Source organism: Idiomarina sp., assembly GCF_048265525.1.
GTDB lineage: Bacteria > Pseudomonadota > Gammaproteobacteria > Enterobacterales > Alteromonadaceae > Idiomarina.
Genome location: NZ_JBLXBI010000001.1, coordinates 799,272 through 815,575, shown reverse-complemented (window position 1 = coordinate 815,575; position 16,304 = coordinate 799,272). Strand labels below are relative to the sequence as shown.

At 47.1% G+C, this 16,304-nt stretch carries 20 protein-coding genes; 9 read left to right on the top strand and 11 right to left on the bottom strand.

From position 1 onward, the window contains the following. Positions 1-72 precede the first annotated feature (72 nt). Together ACN0TF_RS03940 and pgm are read left to right on the top strand one after the other, a co-directional pair. Positions 73-555, top strand: coding sequence for a replication initiation negative regulator SeqA (locus ACN0TF_RS03940; protein WP_110013252.1), 483 nt, complete (start codon positions 73-75; stop codon positions 553-555). Beyond that, entirely contained in the window at positions 555-2,192 is a 1,638-nt protein-coding gene (gene pgm, locus ACN0TF_RS03935; RefSeq protein WP_417440839.1) for a phosphoglucomutase (alpha-D-glucose-1,6-bisphosphate-dependent), read from the top strand. The genes ACN0TF_RS03940 and pgm overlap by 1 nt, the downstream gene beginning before the upstream one ends. 5 nt (positions 2,193-2,197) lie before the next feature. Here the strand turns inward: pgm and ACN0TF_RS03930 are convergent, their stop codons facing one another. Continuing rightward, a complete protein-coding gene (locus ACN0TF_RS03930; protein WP_417440838.1) occupies positions 2,198-3,484 on the bottom strand; it encodes an MFS transporter in 1,287 nt (428 codons plus the stop codon). Between the two features lie 152 nt (positions 3,485-3,636). On the opposite strand from ACN0TF_RS03930, the gene ACN0TF_RS03925 reads away from it, so the two are divergent. Together ACN0TF_RS03925 and hda are read left to right on the top strand one after the other, a co-directional pair. Next, positions 3,637-4,722, top strand: coding sequence for a DUF2066 domain-containing protein (locus ACN0TF_RS03925; protein WP_417440837.1), 1,086 nt, complete (start codon positions 3,637-3,639; stop codon positions 4,720-4,722). After that, positions 4,722-5,435, top strand: a complete 714-nt coding sequence (gene hda / locus ACN0TF_RS03920) for a DnaA regulatory inactivator Hda (protein WP_417440836.1) — start codon at positions 4,722-4,724, stop codon at positions 5,433-5,435. Before ACN0TF_RS03925 ends, hda begins: the two co-directional genes overlap by 1 nt. Here the strand turns inward: hda and ACN0TF_RS03915 are convergent. Genes ACN0TF_RS03915 through arsC form a run of 3 tightly spaced genes read right to left on the bottom strand, consistent with a single transcriptional unit; the run spans position 5,432 to position 6,735 of the window. Further along, complete coding sequence (locus tag ACN0TF_RS03915) at positions 5,432-5,821, bottom strand: DUF2069 domain-containing protein (RefSeq protein ID WP_417440835.1); 390 nt, start codon at positions 5,819-5,821, stop codon at positions 5,432-5,434. The genes hda and ACN0TF_RS03915 overlap by 4 nt on opposite strands. 9 nt (positions 5,822-5,830) lie before the next feature. Continuing rightward, positions 5,831-6,388, bottom strand: coding sequence for an NAD(P)H:quinone oxidoreductase (gene wrbA, locus ACN0TF_RS03910; protein ID WP_417440834.1), 558 nt, complete (start codon positions 6,386-6,388; stop codon positions 5,831-5,833). Beyond that, positions 6,388-6,735: an arsenate reductase (glutaredoxin) gene (arsC, locus tag ACN0TF_RS03905; protein WP_417440833.1), complete on the bottom strand. Its 348-nt coding sequence runs from the start codon at positions 6,733-6,735 to the stop codon at positions 6,388-6,390. The genes wrbA and arsC overlap by 1 nt, the downstream gene beginning before the upstream one ends. Before the next feature lie 70 nt (positions 6,736-6,805). Here arsC and ACN0TF_RS03900 point away from each other — a divergent pair, with 70 nt between their 5' ends. Continuing rightward, entirely contained in the window at positions 6,806-7,255 is a 450-nt protein-coding gene (locus ACN0TF_RS03900) for a TlpA disulfide reductase family protein (RefSeq protein WP_417440832.1), read from the top strand. Here the strand turns inward: ACN0TF_RS03900 and ACN0TF_RS03895 are convergent. After that, entirely contained in the window at positions 7,247-8,698 is a 1,452-nt protein-coding gene (locus ACN0TF_RS03895; protein ID WP_417440831.1) for a M48 family metalloprotease, read from the bottom strand. The genes ACN0TF_RS03900 and ACN0TF_RS03895 overlap by 9 nt on opposite strands. A 145-nt stretch (positions 8,699-8,843) precedes the next feature. Between ACN0TF_RS03895 and ACN0TF_RS03890 the strand changes: the two genes are divergently transcribed. Continuing rightward, complete coding sequence (locus ACN0TF_RS03890) at positions 8,844-9,923, top strand: AI-2E family transporter (protein ID WP_417440830.1); 1,080 nt, start codon at positions 8,844-8,846, stop codon at positions 9,921-9,923. A 22-nt stretch (positions 9,924-9,945) separates the two neighbouring features. Here the strand turns inward: ACN0TF_RS03890 and bcp are convergent, their stop codons facing one another. After that, positions 9,946-10,416, bottom strand: coding sequence for a thioredoxin-dependent thiol peroxidase (gene bcp, locus ACN0TF_RS03885; RefSeq protein WP_417440829.1), 471 nt, complete (start codon positions 10,414-10,416; stop codon positions 9,946-9,948). A gap of 177 nt (positions 10,417-10,593) precedes the next feature. Between bcp and dapA the strand changes: the two genes are divergently transcribed. Genes dapA through purC form a run of 3 tightly spaced genes read left to right on the top strand, consistent with a single transcriptional unit; the run spans position 10,594 to position 13,309 of the window. After that, positions 10,594-11,484: a 4-hydroxy-tetrahydrodipicolinate synthase gene (gene dapA, locus ACN0TF_RS03880; protein ID WP_417440828.1), complete on the top strand. Its 891-nt coding sequence runs from the start codon at positions 10,594-10,596 to the stop codon at positions 11,482-11,484. Then, the gene (bamC, locus tag ACN0TF_RS03875) at positions 11,484-12,572 is read left to right on the top strand and encodes an outer membrane protein assembly factor BamC (protein ID WP_417440827.1); all 1,089 of its coding nucleotides are present in this window, start codon (positions 11,484-11,486) and stop codon (positions 12,570-12,572) included. The genes dapA and bamC overlap by 1 nt, the downstream gene beginning before the upstream one ends. Positions 12,573-12,595: 23 nt before the next feature. Continuing rightward, positions 12,596-13,309 carry a phosphoribosylaminoimidazolesuccinocarboxamide synthase gene (gene purC, locus ACN0TF_RS03870; RefSeq protein ID WP_417440826.1) on the top strand — a complete coding sequence of 238 codons (714 nt, stop codon included), beginning with the start codon at positions 12,596-12,598 and terminating at the stop codon, positions 13,307-13,309. Here the strand turns inward: purC and ACN0TF_RS03865 are convergent. Genes ACN0TF_RS03865 through ACN0TF_RS03845 form a run of 5 tightly spaced genes read right to left on the bottom strand, consistent with a single transcriptional unit; the run spans position 13,306 to position 16,178 of the window. Further along, positions 13,306-13,401 (bottom strand): hypothetical protein, encoded by a 96-nt coding sequence (locus ACN0TF_RS03865; protein ID WP_309109148.1) that lies wholly within the window; start codon positions 13,399-13,401, stop codon positions 13,306-13,308. The genes purC and ACN0TF_RS03865 overlap by 4 nt on opposite strands. A 38-nt stretch (positions 13,402-13,439) precedes the next feature. After that, positions 13,440-14,144 carry a M15 family metallopeptidase gene (locus ACN0TF_RS03860; RefSeq protein ID WP_417440825.1) on the bottom strand — a complete coding sequence of 235 codons (705 nt, stop codon included), beginning with the start codon at positions 14,142-14,144 and terminating at the stop codon, positions 13,440-13,442. Then, positions 14,138-15,268 (bottom strand): succinyl-diaminopimelate desuccinylase, encoded by a 1,131-nt coding sequence (gene dapE, locus ACN0TF_RS03855; protein WP_417440824.1) that lies wholly within the window; start codon positions 15,266-15,268, stop codon positions 14,138-14,140. The genes ACN0TF_RS03860 and dapE overlap by 7 nt, the downstream gene beginning before the upstream one ends. Further along, entirely contained in the window at positions 15,265-15,609 is a 345-nt protein-coding gene (locus ACN0TF_RS03850; protein ID WP_417440823.1) for an arsenate reductase, read from the bottom strand. Before ACN0TF_RS03850 ends, dapE begins: the two co-directional genes overlap by 4 nt. Positions 15,610-15,629: 20 nt before the next feature. Then, a complete protein-coding gene (locus ACN0TF_RS03845) occupies positions 15,630-16,178 on the bottom strand; it encodes a PTS glucose transporter subunit IIA (protein WP_417440822.1) in 549 nt (182 codons plus the stop codon). Positions 16,179-16,304: the final 126 nt, after the last annotated feature.

Sequence of the window (16,304 nt, the reverse complement as noted above, 5' to 3'; positions counted from 1 at the left end):
TTTCAAGGCTTTGTCGGGGTGTTGCAAGTGACAAAGCGCAACCTTTCAATTTTTAGAGGTAGAAAGTCAACAATGAAGCGGATTGACATTGACGATGACTTATACACGTACATTGCAAGCCATACCAGACAAATAGGCGAGAGCGCATCGGATATTCTGCGTCGTTTGCTTGACGTGAATAGCAGTGAACCTGAAGCCGACAGCAAAAGCGAACTCACTGAGTCGGTTTTTAACCGTTTGAATGAGCAGGATGTGCGTATTCAGAAAAGCGTAGTAGCGCGCTTTCTGTATATTTTAAGCATGTTGTACCGCTGCCACCCGAGCGAATTTTCGCAAGTGCTGGATATTCGCGGTCGTGATCGTCAATATTTTGCCCGCTCAGAAGAAGCTTTACTGACATCGGGGAACAGCACGAACCCGAAGCAGATTCCGGACTCTCCATTTTGGGTAATTACCAATACCAATACGACTAAGAAAAAAGCCATGCTGACTCAGGTAGCAGAAAAACTGGGTTATCAATCGGCCGATGCAGAAAAAATTAGGGACTTTTTATAATGGCGGATCACGAGCGAGCAGGCCAGTTGGCGCAGGCCAGCGACTTGACCAATATAGCGCAATTGACCAGTGCGTATTATGTTTATGAGCCGGACCCACGCAAAGCGGCTGAAAAAGTCAGTTTTGGTACCTCGGGTCATCGCGGCAGTTCATTGAAGCGTTCCTTTAATGAAGCGCATATTCTGGCTATTGCTCAGGCTATTTGTGCTTACCGCGAGGAGCAGGGCATTACCGGACCTATTATGGTGGCTAAAGACACTCATGCGCTGTCTGAGTCCGCTTACATTAGTGCGTTAGATGTTTTTATTGGCAATGGCGTAGAGGTTCAGGTTCAGACTGAGCATGACTACACACCAACTCCGGTTTTAAGCCGCGCGATTATTGAGTGGAACCGTGAGAACACAGCTAAAGCCGATGGCGTGGTGATTACACCCTCGCATAACCCACCAGAAGATGGCGGTTTTAAATACAACCCGTCACATGGTGGTCCGGCAGACTCTGACGTGACCCGAACCATAGAGAAATACGCAAACGCGTTACTGTCTTCAGGACTTGTCGGCGTGAATACCTGTGAGAGTGAAGACGTATTACAGCACCCGAAACTAACCTTTGTTGATTGGCGCACGCAGTATATTAGCCAGCTTGATGACTGCATTGATATGTCGGCTATTCAGGATGCGAAACTGAGACTGGCGGTTGATGCCATGGGTGGCTCGGGCGCTAAGTACTGGACGCAAATTGCAGAGCACTACAACTTGTCGATTGAGGTTCGCAATGCCGTGGTTGACCCGACATTCTCCTTTATGCCGCTGGATAAAGACGGCAAAATTCGAATGGATTGTTCGTCGCCTTTTGCCATGGCCAGCTTGCTTGAGCTAAAAGACAACTACGATTTGGCTTTTGGTAATGACCCGGACTACGACCGTCACGGCATAGTGACTCCGACACACGGGCTGCTGAACCCGAATCATTATTTATCTGTTGCAATAGACTATTTATGTAAGAACCGCGACTGGGATAACAGCATTGCCATTGGGAAGACTCTAGTGTCCAGCGCCATGATCGACCGCGTGGTGAGCGCAAACGAGCGATCTCTTATGGAAGTGCCGGTGGGTTTTAAATGGTTTGCTAAAGGGTTGTTTGAACGTTCAATTGCGTTTGCCGGTGAAGAGAGTGCCGGTGCTACTTTACTCGACCGTAAAGGCAATACCTGGACGACCGATAAAGACGGCATTGTCATGGCACTGCTGGCGGCTGAAATACTGGCGAAAACCGGTAAAAACCCCGGTCAGTATTACGATGAGTTATGCCAGCAACATGGTACGGCTTATTATCGTCGGGTTGATACGGCTTCCAGTGCACAAAAGAATGGGCGCTTTAAAGACATTCGCGCCTATAAAGTAAAACTGCCTGAACTGGCGGGCGACAGTGTGTCTGACATTTCTACCAAAGCGGCAGGGAATGACGCCCAGTTTGGTGGGATAAAAGTGACTACCGATAAAGGCTGGTTTGCGGCCAGACCTTCAGGCACAGAGCCTGTTTACAAAATTTACGCAGAAAGCTTTGTCAGCGAGCAACATCTGGATGACATTCTGGAGCAGGCCACTATCTGGGTGAATGACCTGCTCTCAGACTAAGTCTCTTAACGAAGGACGGCGTTGGATTCCATTTCTTCGTCGTCTTCTTCTTCCGTTTCCGGGGCTTCCTCAGCCATTGACGTTAAAAGCTCATCAGAAGTTTGTGACGGTGCCAGTATGGCAAAGTTGCTGTGCAGCTGGTCTTCTGCTTTTGCCCGCCGTGTAATGCGGTACAGAGAATAAAAACCAACACAGGAGGTAAGTGCGGCTAAGAGTAAAAAGAAGTAATTAATGGCACCAAACTGCATTAACGCAGCTACCGCAGGCGCACCAATAATAGAGCCTGCTCCCCCAATTTTAATGATGGCACCGGTTGCTCCTACCATTTGATCACGTTCCAGATAGTCGTTGGTGTGTGCCATACCCAGAGAGTACAAGGGCAGTATGAAGGCGCCTAAAAGTCCCACATTTAAGTAAATGAGAATGGCGTTTGATGCATCAAGCTGCGACAGAGCGGCAGCCGTCAGGGTTCCTCCGGCGGCACAAATAGCAATAACAAAACGACGGTCTATTCGATCCGATAACAAACCAAAGGGTGCTTGTGAAACTAGGCCACCGGCAATAAAGGCTGCCATGAAAAAAGTAATTTGCAGAACACTAAGGCCTATATAGGACGCATACATTGGGCCTATACCGTAAAACATGGCATAACAGGCCTGCATTATAAACGCATTAATTACGCCCAGCGGAACGGTTTTCAGTAGCAGTGAAATGGGTACTTTACGGTTTTCGTGCGTTGTCGGCTCTGCCGTAACGCTGACAAGAATTGGAATAAGCGCTAAGTTAATGAGTAGAGCGACAATAGCGAAAGCAACAAAGCCGGCCGGGTCGGCCACGCCGAGAATAAGCTGCCCGACAATAAGCCCGCTATAAATAATGACCAGATAAACTGACAGCAGGGTGCCGCGACTGCGGTTATCGGCCATGGTATTAAGCCAGCTTTCAACAATGACGAAAATACCAGAAATAGCGAAACCGGTTATAAAACGCATAACAAACCAGACTACAGGGTCGACCCAGATAGCCTGCATGAGAATACTAAAGGCAGCCAGCGCGGCAAGGCCGCCAAATGAACGAATATAACCCACCCGGCGAATATCTTTTGGCGCGCGGGTCGAGCCAAATAAATAGCCGATAAAATAAGCCGACATGATAAAGCCGGTAACCAGGGTACCAAAACCTTCAATGGTAGCGCGCAAACTTAACAGGGTACTGGTCATGCCAACACAGACCCCAATTAAACTAATGCTGCCAAGCAGTGAGCTGATACCGCGAAGTTGTTGTTTTAGCATGCCTTTGTCACCCTTCGTCCGTTTGTCGCAATACTACCGTTAGTGGCTTTATTTTCCTAGTGAAGATTCCCACAAGCTTATCCACAAGTTGTTACTTGCTGTTCGCTACCTGGCTGTTTAATATGCTCTCAAAGTCTTATTTGGATAATGACATGTCAAAGTCGCAGATTCATTACTTCGCTGCCAGTTTATTTTTTCTGTTTAGCCTTTTTATAGCTAAAGAGGTCGAAGCGCGGTTGATTGAAAATTTATATTCAGCAGAAGTGGAAGTGGCTTCGCAAAGTTCGTCTCATCGGCAGCAGGCAATAGGGAAAGCCTTTGACCGTGTTATTACAAAATTAACCGGACAGGCTGAATTGGCCGGGCATGATGCGATACAGCGAGCAAAGCGTGATGTGAATAATTACCTGGTGCAATACGGTTACAGCGAAAATGAAGAAAAGCGAACTTTAACGGCGACATTTGATGGTAGTAAGCTGCGCGCGTTGCTGGCGGAGCAGCAGTTACCCTACTGGGGTAGTCGGCGACCGCAATTGATGCTGTGGATAGCGAAGGAAAACAGTAATGGGCAGCGCGTGATTATCGACAGTAATAGCGAGTCAGTATTTACCCAACAACTTAGATTCTTTGCGCAGCAGTACAGTATTCCAATTCAGCTACCTTTAATGGATTTGACCGACAGTTTCACCATAAACGCAACCGATGTATGGGGGCGCTTTTTAGACCCGGTGAGAACCACTACCGAACGTTACGGTACCGATGGTTTATTGGTCGGTCGTATGATTCGTCAGGACGACGAGGAAGAGCCGTGGAGTTTAAACTGGTTTGTTGAAGTGGGAGACGACCGTTTTTCTGGCGAAGTTACAGCAACCAGCCCGGACTGGCTTGCCGAGCCCCTGGTTGAGCAGTTAATGGCGCAGTTAGCGAAGCAGTATAGCGTTACCGCTGGCGATGAAAATGTTCGCAATACCTTAATGGTTAAAGTTGAAAAATTAAGTAGCTTAAGCCGTGTTTTAGAGTTGGAAGCGTTTTTGGATAGTATTGTCTCTGTTCGCGAAGTCCGTTTACTTGAATACTCGCAAGCTATGAGCGAATTTGAGATTGTGGTTAATGGTCCGGTCGATCAGATACTGCAGGCTATTAATCTGGATGGGCGCCTGGTATCGCAGGAAGTGGGCCCCTTTGTTGCGGCGCAGCAGGCCGAAACACCGGTTTACCGTTGGAATGAGAACCGCTGATGTCACCACAGCAATTACCGTTAGCTGTGCAATTGCCGGATGACGAGATATTTTCTACTTTTCTTGCGGGTGACAACTTAACCTTATTAAGTTGGTTAGAAAGCTTGCCCGCAGCCGAGCCTCCACTAAAGCGAAATCAGCAATTGACCTGGCTGTCGGGAGCGAGTGGGGTAGGCAAAAGTCACTTAATGCACAGCGTCATAGCCTCGGCCGGGTCACAATATCGCATTGCGTATTTACCTTTGTGTGAACTGGCTAAAGCCGATGCATCCGCTGTTCTGCAGGGAATTGATCAGGCAGATCTTATTTGTCTGGATGATATTGATACGGTAACTCAGGAACAAAGTTGGAGTTTTGAGTTGTTCTCGCTTATTAATCGCGTAACCGATAATGAGTCAACGCGTTTAGTGATGACGGCCAAGCAGTCGGCGGCTCAAACTAAAGTGTTGTTACCGGATTTACAATCGCGTTTCCAGTGGGCAACGGGCTTTCAGGTTCAACCGCTGAATGACGAAGAAAAAATTAATGCGTTAATTTTGCGGGCGCAATGGCGCGGACTGGAGTTGCCGAGCGATGTCGCAGCTTTTATGACTCAACGACTGGGTCGTTCCATGCGAGATTTAATGAAAGCGTTAAACGAGCTTGATAAAGCCTCTATTACTTACCAACGCCGCTTAACAATTCCTTTTGTTAAGCAGGTTCTCGAAATTTAGTCGTAGTCTTTTAGTTTTTTCAGCCCTAATCCCTGAGCTCTTCCCTGGTATCTGGCATAACCTGTTGCGCCAATAAATGCACCGGTGGTAAATATCAGTTCCAGTATTGACCACAAACGCTCATCCGGGTGGGTGTAGACCACAGTTAAGCCATGCAGAAAGTAAAACATCAAAACAAAGTTAGTCCATGCGTGGGTATAAGGTTTGCCTTTAACCAGCCCATGCAGAGGGAACAACAACGGCAGCACCCAGAGGAACAAAGCAATATAAGCTGGCAATGTGCCCGGCGCATCGGTTGGCATACCGTGCCATAGTGCAACTAAAATGAGCAGTGGCCAGTAACAAACTTGTGTTAACCAGCGATAAAAGCGTGGAGAAGTCGGCATTGGTAATTCCTATGATGAGAGCTTAGAAGCGGTTTGCGTGACTCGTTTACCTAAAGCGATAGCACATTGCTTTTCATGGTCAGTTAACTTATTGCTGTGCTCATGATGGCTGGCACCATAAGGTGAACCGCCGGACTGAGTCTGATGCAGAGCCGGTTCAGAATAAGGAATGCCAACCAGCATCATACCATGGTGCAACAGCGGTAAAGCCAGAGTCAGCAGGGTGGATTCCTGCCCCCCATGCAGTGAACTGGAGGAGGTGAATACCGCACCGGGTTTGTCCGTTAACGTAGCCTGTAACCATTCGCGCGAGGTGCCTTCCCAGAACTTTTGCAAGCTTGAGGCCATATGACCGAAGCGAGTCGGACTGCCCAGAATAAGGGCATCACAGCTTTCAAGATCGGCGTTTTCAATCGCCAGATCGCGGTCACTGACCGCGTTGCTGCCGTGTCCGGTGCTGCGTAAAACCGCTTCGCCTCCGGCCGCCGTGACGCCTTCTGCTATCGCGTCAGCGAGCTGTTGAGTAGCCCCATTACGGCTGTAATAAAGAATAACGACACGGGTCATTATAAAATATCCAGTACAGCTTCAGGAGGGCGGCCAATGGCTGCTTTATTACCCTGAATAACAATGGGACGCTCAATAAGCTTAGGATTGTTAATCATTGCGGTAATCAATTCATCTTCGTTATTGATACCGGCCAGACCGAGTTCTTTATAAACGTCTTCTTTTTTGCGCATTAGCTGATCGGCAGAAAGCCCTAACTTTTCCAGAATATCTTTTAGCTCTGCAGCATTAGGTGGAGTTTTAAGGTATTCAACAACTTCCGGTTCAATGTCATTTTGCTTGAGTAATTCGAGAGTCTGTCTTGATTTTGAGCAACGCGGGTTATGATAAATTGTTACTTGGCTCATAAGTATCGTACCTTGTAGTATCTGATTATTAGGTAAGTATAAGTTAATAGTAACGTAATTGAGGTAAGGAATGAAACTGAGAACGCTAGTGTGCGCTGCAGCTGCTGTGCTGATAACGGCTTGTTCGCAAGAGCCGGATGTGGTTACCGATGCCGACAATGAGTTTCGCTGGGGCGACCTTGGTGAAAAAACGGTGGTGGTAAACTACTTCGCTGAGTGGTGTGCTCCTTGCTTAAGAGAGTTACCGGAGTTAAACGAATTTAATCAGCACAAAGCAAAAGATGTTGAGTTAATAGGTGTCAGTTTCGACCCAATGTCTAACGCTGAGCTGACAGAGCTGAAACAGCGTCATGGCATTGAGTTTCAGTTGGCGTTGATGGAGCCTGCGCCGAAGTTTCCGTTTCAGCGCCCGCAGATGTTACCGGCTACCTACGTCATAAAGCCCGATGGCAGTGTCAAAGGGCCGTTAATGGGTGAGCAGGATCTAGAGTCGCTGGAAAATGCAGTTAACTCACATTAACGACTTTATTTGCTGCTCTAAGCTGCGCATTTGATCAATACGTGCATTCAGACGTTTATGCGTCAGATCGTTATCTGTATGGTTATGCGCAGTGTGCAACTGGTCAATGGCCAGCCGGAAGTTTCCTCTTAACGCCAGTGCTTCGGCGCGAGTTTCGTACATAGCGGCTCGCTTACCACTGCGCTCATAAACTTGAGTTAGAAGGTCAAGCGCCAGCGCATGTTTTGGTTGTTTTAATAAAAAGTCGCGCAGAAGCTTTTCGGCTAAGTCTGTGTCTTTTGCTTTGAGTGCTGCGTTAGCAAAGTTAAGAGTAATGACAGGCTCGGTCGGCTGCTGAATGTACTTACCGCGCAACCAGTCTAAAACCGTCTCGTAATCTTCTTGTGCCAACAGAATGTCTGTCTGGACATCAATATAGAACGGGTCATTAGGATAGCGCTCAAGTAGTGGCTGCATGAGTTTATATGCTAAATCAATTTCGCCACTGTCTAGCGCACGTATGGCTAAACCATATTGCCCGGCTTGTTGGTTAATTGAATTGCTACTGGAGCGCATAGATTCAAAATCACTATTCGTAGTGTTACCAATATACCGGGCCTGGACTCTGGTTTTAGCCAGGGCAAAGTCGAGGCTGGGAGCCACATCCACCCGTTGCATATTTTCAGCGCGTGCACGTGTGTCGGCTATGCGAGACTCCGGTAATGGGTGAGTCATAAGCATTTCCGGGGGCTTGCTGACATAACGGTATTTTTCTGCCAACCGGCCAAAAAAGTCGGGCGCGCCACGGGGATCAAAGCCCGCAGACAAAAGCGTAGAGAGACCGATGCGGTCGGCTTCCATTTCATACAGCCGAGTGTAATTAATTTGCGACTGACCAGCCATGCCCATTGTGGCGTAAAGGCCAGCAGCTCCCGCTTCAGGGTTGGCCATACCGACTAAAATAGAGCCAATGATACCAGCTATGGTCATGGGCATACTGCGTTGTTGTTCCTGCATTCGGCGAACCATGTGGCGCTGAGTAATGTGCGCAACCTCGTGTCCAAGTACGGCAGCGAGTTCTGACTCGGTTCTGGCTTCGTTAATTAACCCCGTATGTACACCCACGTAGCCACCCATAAAGGCGAAAGCGTTTATTTCTTTGTTGTTAATCCAGAAAAAGTTAAAAGGGTAGCGTACGCCGCCGGTATTCCTGACTAACCGCTGGCCCATGCTGTTTAAATAACTGTCTAATACCGGATCGTGGATAATGGGCGCTTGTGAGCGTACCTGGCGCATATAGAAGTCGCCGACAACACGTTCGCGTTCAATACTCATGAAAGCAGCGCCGGTGGTTCCAATTTCGGGCAAACGTTGATTATCCTGCACAGCACTGCTTGCAGCACTAAAGCTGATTGCGAAGGTAAATAAGCAAGCGACAAAAAGGTGTATTATTTTGGTGGACATCAACTACTCATAGGCTAAATGAAACGGATTTAATCTTCTCTTAAGAGCAAAATTCTTATCTTTAGTTCCTTTTTACTCTATGGGGTTATGGAAAGATTGCAAGGACTGATATTATCATCTCAACAAAGGTTAAGAGATAGTCGTTATGTGGGAATACGTTCAACAATGGTATCAACGGAAGTTTTCTGACCCTAATGCAGTAACATTGTTTCTGTTATTGGTTGTTGCGGTATTGGTCATTGTGTTTTTCGGTAGCTTAATTGCACCGTTGTTAATTGCTATTTCTCTGGCCTATTTGCTGGACTGGCCGGTAATGCGACTGATGGGGCTTGGTTTATCCCGTTTAACTGCCACGGTTATTACTTTCTCGTTATTTCTGGCAATAATGATTGTTACTTTGCTGACTCTGGTGCCGGTTATATGGCAGCAAAGCACCACTTTGATTCAGGAAATGCCGGATATGGTCACGAACATGCAAATTTGGCTGCATAAACTGCCTGAAATGTTCCCGACTATTGTCGATGACAGCCAAATTACGGAGTTCACTCAGGAAGTAAAAAGACGAGCCGTGAGCCTAGGGGAAAGCCTGTTAACGGTTTCATTAACCTCTATTGTGAATGTCATGGCGATGCTGGTGTATCTCATTATCGTGCCGCTTTTAATCTTTTTCATGCTAAAAGATCGCGATATATTGATTGCTCATTTCAGCCGTCTGCTGCCTTCAAACCGTCAGTTGATTTCGCAGGTAGGGCAGGAGATGAACCTGCAAATTATGAACTACATTCGCGGCAAAGCGATTGAAGTGGTGGTTGTCGCGATAGTTACTTTTGTCACCTTTAGTTTATTTGGGCTGCGCTACTCGGCGCTGCTTTCCATTATGGTTGGTTTGTCGGTTTTAATTCCATATGTTGGCGCTGCGGTCGCAACTATACCGGTGGTGTTAGTGGCGTTATTCCAGTTTGGACCAACGGCGGCATTTGTTTGGGTCACCGTAGCCTACCTGGTTATTCAGGCTCTGGATGGTAACTTACTGGTACCGCTATTGTTTTCAGAGGCAATAAGTTTAAACCCGGTTTACATTATTGGTGCGGTATTAATTTTCGGCGGCATATGGGGGTTCTGGGGCGTATTTTTTGCTATTCCGCTGGCCAGTCTGGTCAAGGCGGTACTGACAGCATGGGACAGTGGCACCGGGGAAAAAGCAGAAGAGCAAACACCGCTTTAGCGCGGTGTTTGCTGATTAGAGCTTAAGCTTGCTTAAGGTGCTCCAGTACCACGTCGTGGTGTTCTTTGGTTTTGAATTTATTGAAGACTTTTGAAATGCTTCCGTCCTGTTCTACCAAAAAGCTAATACGGTGAATACCGTCGTATTCTTTACCCATAAACTTTTTCAGGCCCCATACGCCAAAATCTTCAGCCACTTTATGGTCTTCGTCGCTTAACAAAGTGAAATTCAGCTCATCTCTGTCAGTAAATTTTGCTAAGCGCTTAGGCGCATCCGGGCTTATACCAACAGAGACAACATTGAATTCCTCAAGCTGTTTGCGGCTGTCGCGTAAATTCTGTGCCTGCACTGTACAGCCTGGCGTCATCGCTTTCGGATAAAAGTAGACCAGTACCCGGTTCTCTTTCAATAACTCCGATAAGGTCACTGAGTTCTCGTTCGCATCAGGTAAAGTAAAGTCAGGTGCTTTATCGCCCTGTTGTAGTGTCTGCATTGCATTCTCCTGGAACTTAGTTAACAGTGCCAACATCATAGCGGACAGATGCCGTCTTGGAAAATGCCATACTGGCAAAAGTTTACGGAACCTTCTTGGCAAGTTACGTTCCTATCACTTGTGTTTCGTCAGGGCTGGCATTACCATTGGAGCCCCAATTTAGGACTTGGAGAATGTATGCTTAAGGGCAGTATTGTCGCTTTAGTTACCCCTTTTACAAAATATGGCAATGTTGATTACAGTGAACTTGAGTTTCTGGTCAACAAACATTGCGAAGCGGGTACCGACGCTATTGTAGCGGTTGGCACGACAGGGGAGTCAACAACCTTAACGCATGAAGAACATATCGCTGTCGTTAATGCCATGGTCGAACTCAGTGCCGGGCGCATCGATATTATTGCTGGAAACGGTTCAAACTCGACCAGCGAAGCCGTGCAACTTACAGAAAAAATGACCCAGGCGGGTGTAAGTGGCTTCTTAAATGTTACGCCATACTACAACAAACCTTCTTTAACAGGCTTAATTGCACATTATAAGGCTTGTGCTGATGCCTCTGATAAACCCCAAATTCTATATAATGTTCCGGGGCGCACCAGTCTTGATATGACACCTGACATGGTCGAACAGTTGGCAAAAATTGATAACGTTATTGGTATAAAAGAAGCTACCGGTGACGTGAGTCGGGTGCAGGAACTTAAAAAACGCTGCGGCGATGATTTTATCTTATTAAGCGGTGACGACCCTACTGCACGCGAATTTATGTTCGCGGGTGGTCATGGTGTTATCAGTGTTACTGCTAATGTTGTTCCTGCCAAAATGAAAGAACTGGTAACGGCGGCACTTGCTGGTGATAAAGAAAGTGCAAACCAAATAGATGCCGAGCTGGAACCTTTGCATAATATGTTATTTGTTGAATCCAACCCTATTCCTGTAAAATGGTCGCTCGCTTTAATGGGCTGGGTCAGCGCAAATTATCGTCTGCCACTGACACCTCCGGAAGAGAGTAATCAACAGTTGATTGAGTCAGTGTTACAGAAAGCAAACCTACTGAATATTCAGGAGTCGTAATGAAATTGTCTCGCCTTGCGTGGATGGGCGTAGCTGCCGTAGTTGTAACAGGTTGTTCGTCGGTAGAAAAAGAACGTGCCAGCGGCGGGTTTGAATATGTGAACATTCAACCTACTGCCACACTGAATATTCCGGATGATCTGGAAAAACCGGAAAAAGGAACGCAGTATCAAATTCCGGATACCGACATTGCACCGGCACCAGTCGGTTATAAAGTCAATATCATGGCTCCTCAGCAGGTTCGTCCTATTGGGCTGGGTAGCCGGGTTTTAGAAACTGAAACAGAAACTCGGGTGTACTTCGATATCGTCGATGGCATGGGCGATTCAGTAACCGAGTTTGTTCGTCAGGCGGCATTTGATGTACTGGAAAGACGAGATATTGAATGGGAAGAAGCCGGTGATAACCGCTGGCTTACTGAGCAAATGACGGTACAACAGACCATAGAGGGCGACAGCGGCTTTTTCGGATTTGGCGGAGAGAGCGACAGCGATCTGGAAAGAACCTTTCACTACGAGCTGACTCAGGAAACCGAATCGCATCAGCGCAGCACCGGGCTACGAGTTGATATTAACGACTTTACTCAGGTTGTTGATGGTGAAGAGCAAGAAGTTGCGCCTTTGGTTGTTCGCAATCTGGAAGCTGACTTACTCAATGCGATTATTTCGGAAGTTAACCGGAAACAACAACTGGCAGTAGCTCGTGAAAAAGCCGCCGGTATTGAAACTAGCTTGTCAAAAGCTGCAGAAGGGCATTCAGTTTTCATTGTTGAAGACAATTTTGAGCAAGCATGGCCATTAGTTAATTTGGCTCTTCAGAATATTGGTTTTGAGGTTGAAGACTTAAACCGCGAGACAGGAACCTATTTTGTTGAGTACAGCGAACCCGGCAGCGGCTTCCTGTTCATTGGTGGCGATGACTACGAAGACTTGGGTATTGCCGAAGGTGAATACGAATTCCGGTTACTGGAAGATGGCGAAAATACCTCTGTTACGGTTTACCAGGGTGAGGAAATTGTTTCCGACGAATGGATTAATCAAGTATTTGAAGACTTTAAGAACGCTGTTAAACAGCAAAGCCAACTTTAACTTAAGCGCGAGTGGAAAGATTCATGGAAAAACGCAGTGAACTGTATCGGGGAAAAGCAAAGACGGTCTACCATACCGACGATCCTAACCGTCTGGTGCTGGAGTTTCGTAATGATACTTCAGCGTTCGACGGCGAAAAGGTTGAACAGCTTGATGACAAAGGCATGGTGAACAACAAGTTTAACCATTTTATTATGTCGAAGCTGGAAGAAGCTGGTATTCCGACGCAGTTAGATGAGCGCTTGAGTGATACCGAGTCTTTGGTTAAGAAACTGGATATGATCCCGGTTGAATGTGTTGTCCGCAACGTGGCAGCTGGTTCTCTGGTGCGTCGTTTAGGTGTTGAAGAAGGTAAAGAGTTAAACCCACCGACATTCGAATTTTTCTTAAAGAACGATGCGCTGCACGACCCTATGGTCAATGAATATCATATTCAGGCCTTTGGCTGGGCAACAGCAGAGCAAATTGAGAAAATGAAAGCGCTCACCTTTAAAGTGAACGACGTTCTAAAAGCTCTGTTTGCTGATGCGGGTCTGTTGTTGGTGGATTACAAGCTTGAGTTTGGTGTGTTTGAAGGCCAAATTATGCTGGGTGATGAGTTTACTCCAGATGGCTGTCGTCTTTGGGACGCAGAGACACGCGAGAAGCTCGATAAAGACCGTTTTCGCCAGGGCTTAGGCGGTGTTGTTGAAGCCTACCGTGAAGTTGCTAAGCGCCTTGGCGTAACGCTGGATTAGTCTTTATTTTTAGTGTCCTGGTCGGAGTCATCTTCCGTTTTAGATGATTTCGTACCAGGCCATTTAAACTTAGCGGTATACTTCAGCACCATGAGGTTACTCACAACCACGCCTACTACCAATAATATTATTAGCCACACCAAATAGTCGTCCATCCGTCATCCTCCGTTATCGTATCAATGTACTGATTTTTTATTTGAGCCAGGTTATCCAGAATAATGGTTTTTCCCTCTATGGCTAATGAGTCAATGGTTTCTGCTAACAGCTCAAGGCTTAATTGCTTATGGCATGGCTGTGAGACCGCACGGTAGCTCATGTGCCAGGGTTCCTGTGCAACACCTCCCTGATAGCGTGCATAGGGAAAGAAAAAGCCACTTTCGTGAGCATGTCGAGTTAACCATTGCCAGAGTTCATGACAAGGGCCTGATTCGTCAATGTACTCGCCGGGCACCAATTGCAATTTCAGTTCACTGTCCTGAAAAGGGCGGGGATCGTAAATATCGAAGTCACTTCCCCAGTGGTGACGGCTGCTGCCCGGTAACGCCGACCAATGCAAAATGGCGTGCATTTTCTCTACGTCGTCTAAGTTTGATACATCCAGTAGCTCACCCTCTTTGGAGCGAAGGGGAAGCTTTCCTCGCCATTTTCTATTCCAGATAGACAGTTGTCGGTCCAGTGATCGGAAACCACTGGCTATGGCCAGTTCAATACCCTCAGCCGCTGCTGCTTTTTGCATGGCAAGATAAGCTTCTGCTGCATCAGGATGCAGTTTATGCCCGTCTACTGCCGTTAAGTGTGTTTCGCAGGAACCTGTCAGTTCTGTGCTGCTTAACATAAAAGCTTCTCCAGACAGCGGTAGTAAACATCACTGAGTTTATCCAAATCACTGGCTTTCACGCATTCGTTCACTTTATGAATGGTTGCATTTACGGGACCCAGCTCAATGACCTGAGCACCGGTTGGTGCAATAAAGCGCCCATCGGACGTGCCACCCGCAGTAGAGAGGGTAGTTGAAAACCCACATTCGTGTTCAATTGCTGCCTGCACGGCTTCAACTAATGCGCCTGATTCAGTTAAAAAGGGTGGTCCGTTAAGCTTCCATTGCAGGTTGTATTTTAACGAGTGCTTATCGAGAATGGTCTCAACTCGTTGCTTAATTTTCTCGGCAGTCAGTTCGGTGGAAAAGCGGAAGTTGAACTGAGTATCAATACGCCCGGGTATGACATTACCGGCACCGGTTCCTGCCTTAATGTTAGATACTTGAAAGGTGGTTGGCGGAAAACTGGCGTTGCCTTGGTCCCATTCTTCATTAATAAGCTCGCTGAGCGCGGGTGCAAGATCATGTACCGGGTTTTTTGCTAAATGGGGGTACGCGACATGACCCTGTATGCCTAATACGGTCAGGTCCCCGGTTAAGCTGCCTCTGCGCCCGTTTTTAACGATGTCACCCAGAGTGTCAGTACTGGATGGCTCTCCGACAATACACCAGTCTATGTTTTCGTTGCGTTTCTGCAGCGTTTTAATAACACGTTTGGTGCCGTTAATAAACGGGCCTTCCTCGTCACTGGTTATAAGAAAGCCTATGTCAGCATCCACATTCGGATAGTCTTTAATAAATCGCTCAGTCGCGGTTATCATCGCCGCCAGGCTGCCTTTCATATCAGCGGCTCCGCGCCCGTATAAATACCCTTCGTGTGTAGTAGGTTCAAACGGTGGGAACTGCCAGTCATTGATGTCGCCGGGCGGAACAACGTCGGTATGGCCAGCAAAGCAAAACAGTTTACGGCCTTGCCCGCGGCGAGCCCACAAGTTAGTGGTGTCTTCAAATATCATAGACTCAAGGTTGAAGCCCAGAGCCGCAAGCCGTTCACCGATAAGCTGCTGACATCCTTCGTCTTCCGGTGTAATGGACGGGCGGGAAATAAGCTCACGGGCAAGCTTCAATGTCTCTGAACTCATAAGTAGCGTTCGCTCCAGAGTTTCTCATTAAAACCACAATGAACAGCCTGGCCGGACTCAACTAACGGACGTTTAAACAGCGTTGGTTGTTCGGCAACTAATTCCGCTATGGCGTTGGCGTCTTCAACAGATTTTTGCTCATCTGACAGGTTGCGCCAGCTGGTGCTGCGCTTGTTTAGTAAAGATTCCGCCGGCAGTTTTTGTAACCAGCCGCTGACGGTTTCTTTTTGCAATGGCTGCTGGCGAACATCAATAAATTCGTAATCGACTTCGTTTTTATCTAACCATTTAAGTGATTTTTTAACGGTGTCGCAGTTTTTAATGCCATAAACGCGCAACATAGGTACAGCTCCTGTCGATGTTAATAAGTAATAAGTGGACTGTCTTTCGCAGTAATAAGTCCTGGGTTAAGCCATTCGGGTGATTCGCTATTGTGCCCGGAGTTCAATGAACAAAGCAAAACAGCAAGGCGTTGTTGTGAAGGTTTCAAGCTGCGCAGTAATGACTGGTTAATCTTAACCAGAGGATCACCACACTTAACCTCTGCCTGTTCGCGACAAAGCACAGTTAAAGCGGCATGGTTGCCGAACGCATCGCCGGAACCTATGACTAATTGTAAGGAATAGGTGTCGTTTAAGCGTAACGACAAGTAATCGCCGCTACTGCTGATATGGCTCAGTGAGCCATCGGCGGGGGCGTATAGTGTACTGCCGGTCATTTCAATGACAATGCCTTTACCAAGCAGGCCATGCTGGCATACTGCGGCCGAAGGTTGTGCTGCTATGATGCGACCGGTAACCGGCGCATAAAGAGAAGGAAGCTGACTTGTTGTCACTGCTGACACCATGCGACTGACTAATTCAGGTAGTATAGTGGCAAAGCTAAAGCCTGGGTGCAACTGTATCCACATTAACTGTGGATATCTTTGTGAACTACACGGTTGTAACAGTGTAACTTAATGAAAAATAAAGATAATATTAAAAGTGCGAATATCGTACAATAGCTCAGTAATCGATTATAATTACAGCAGGTTTGT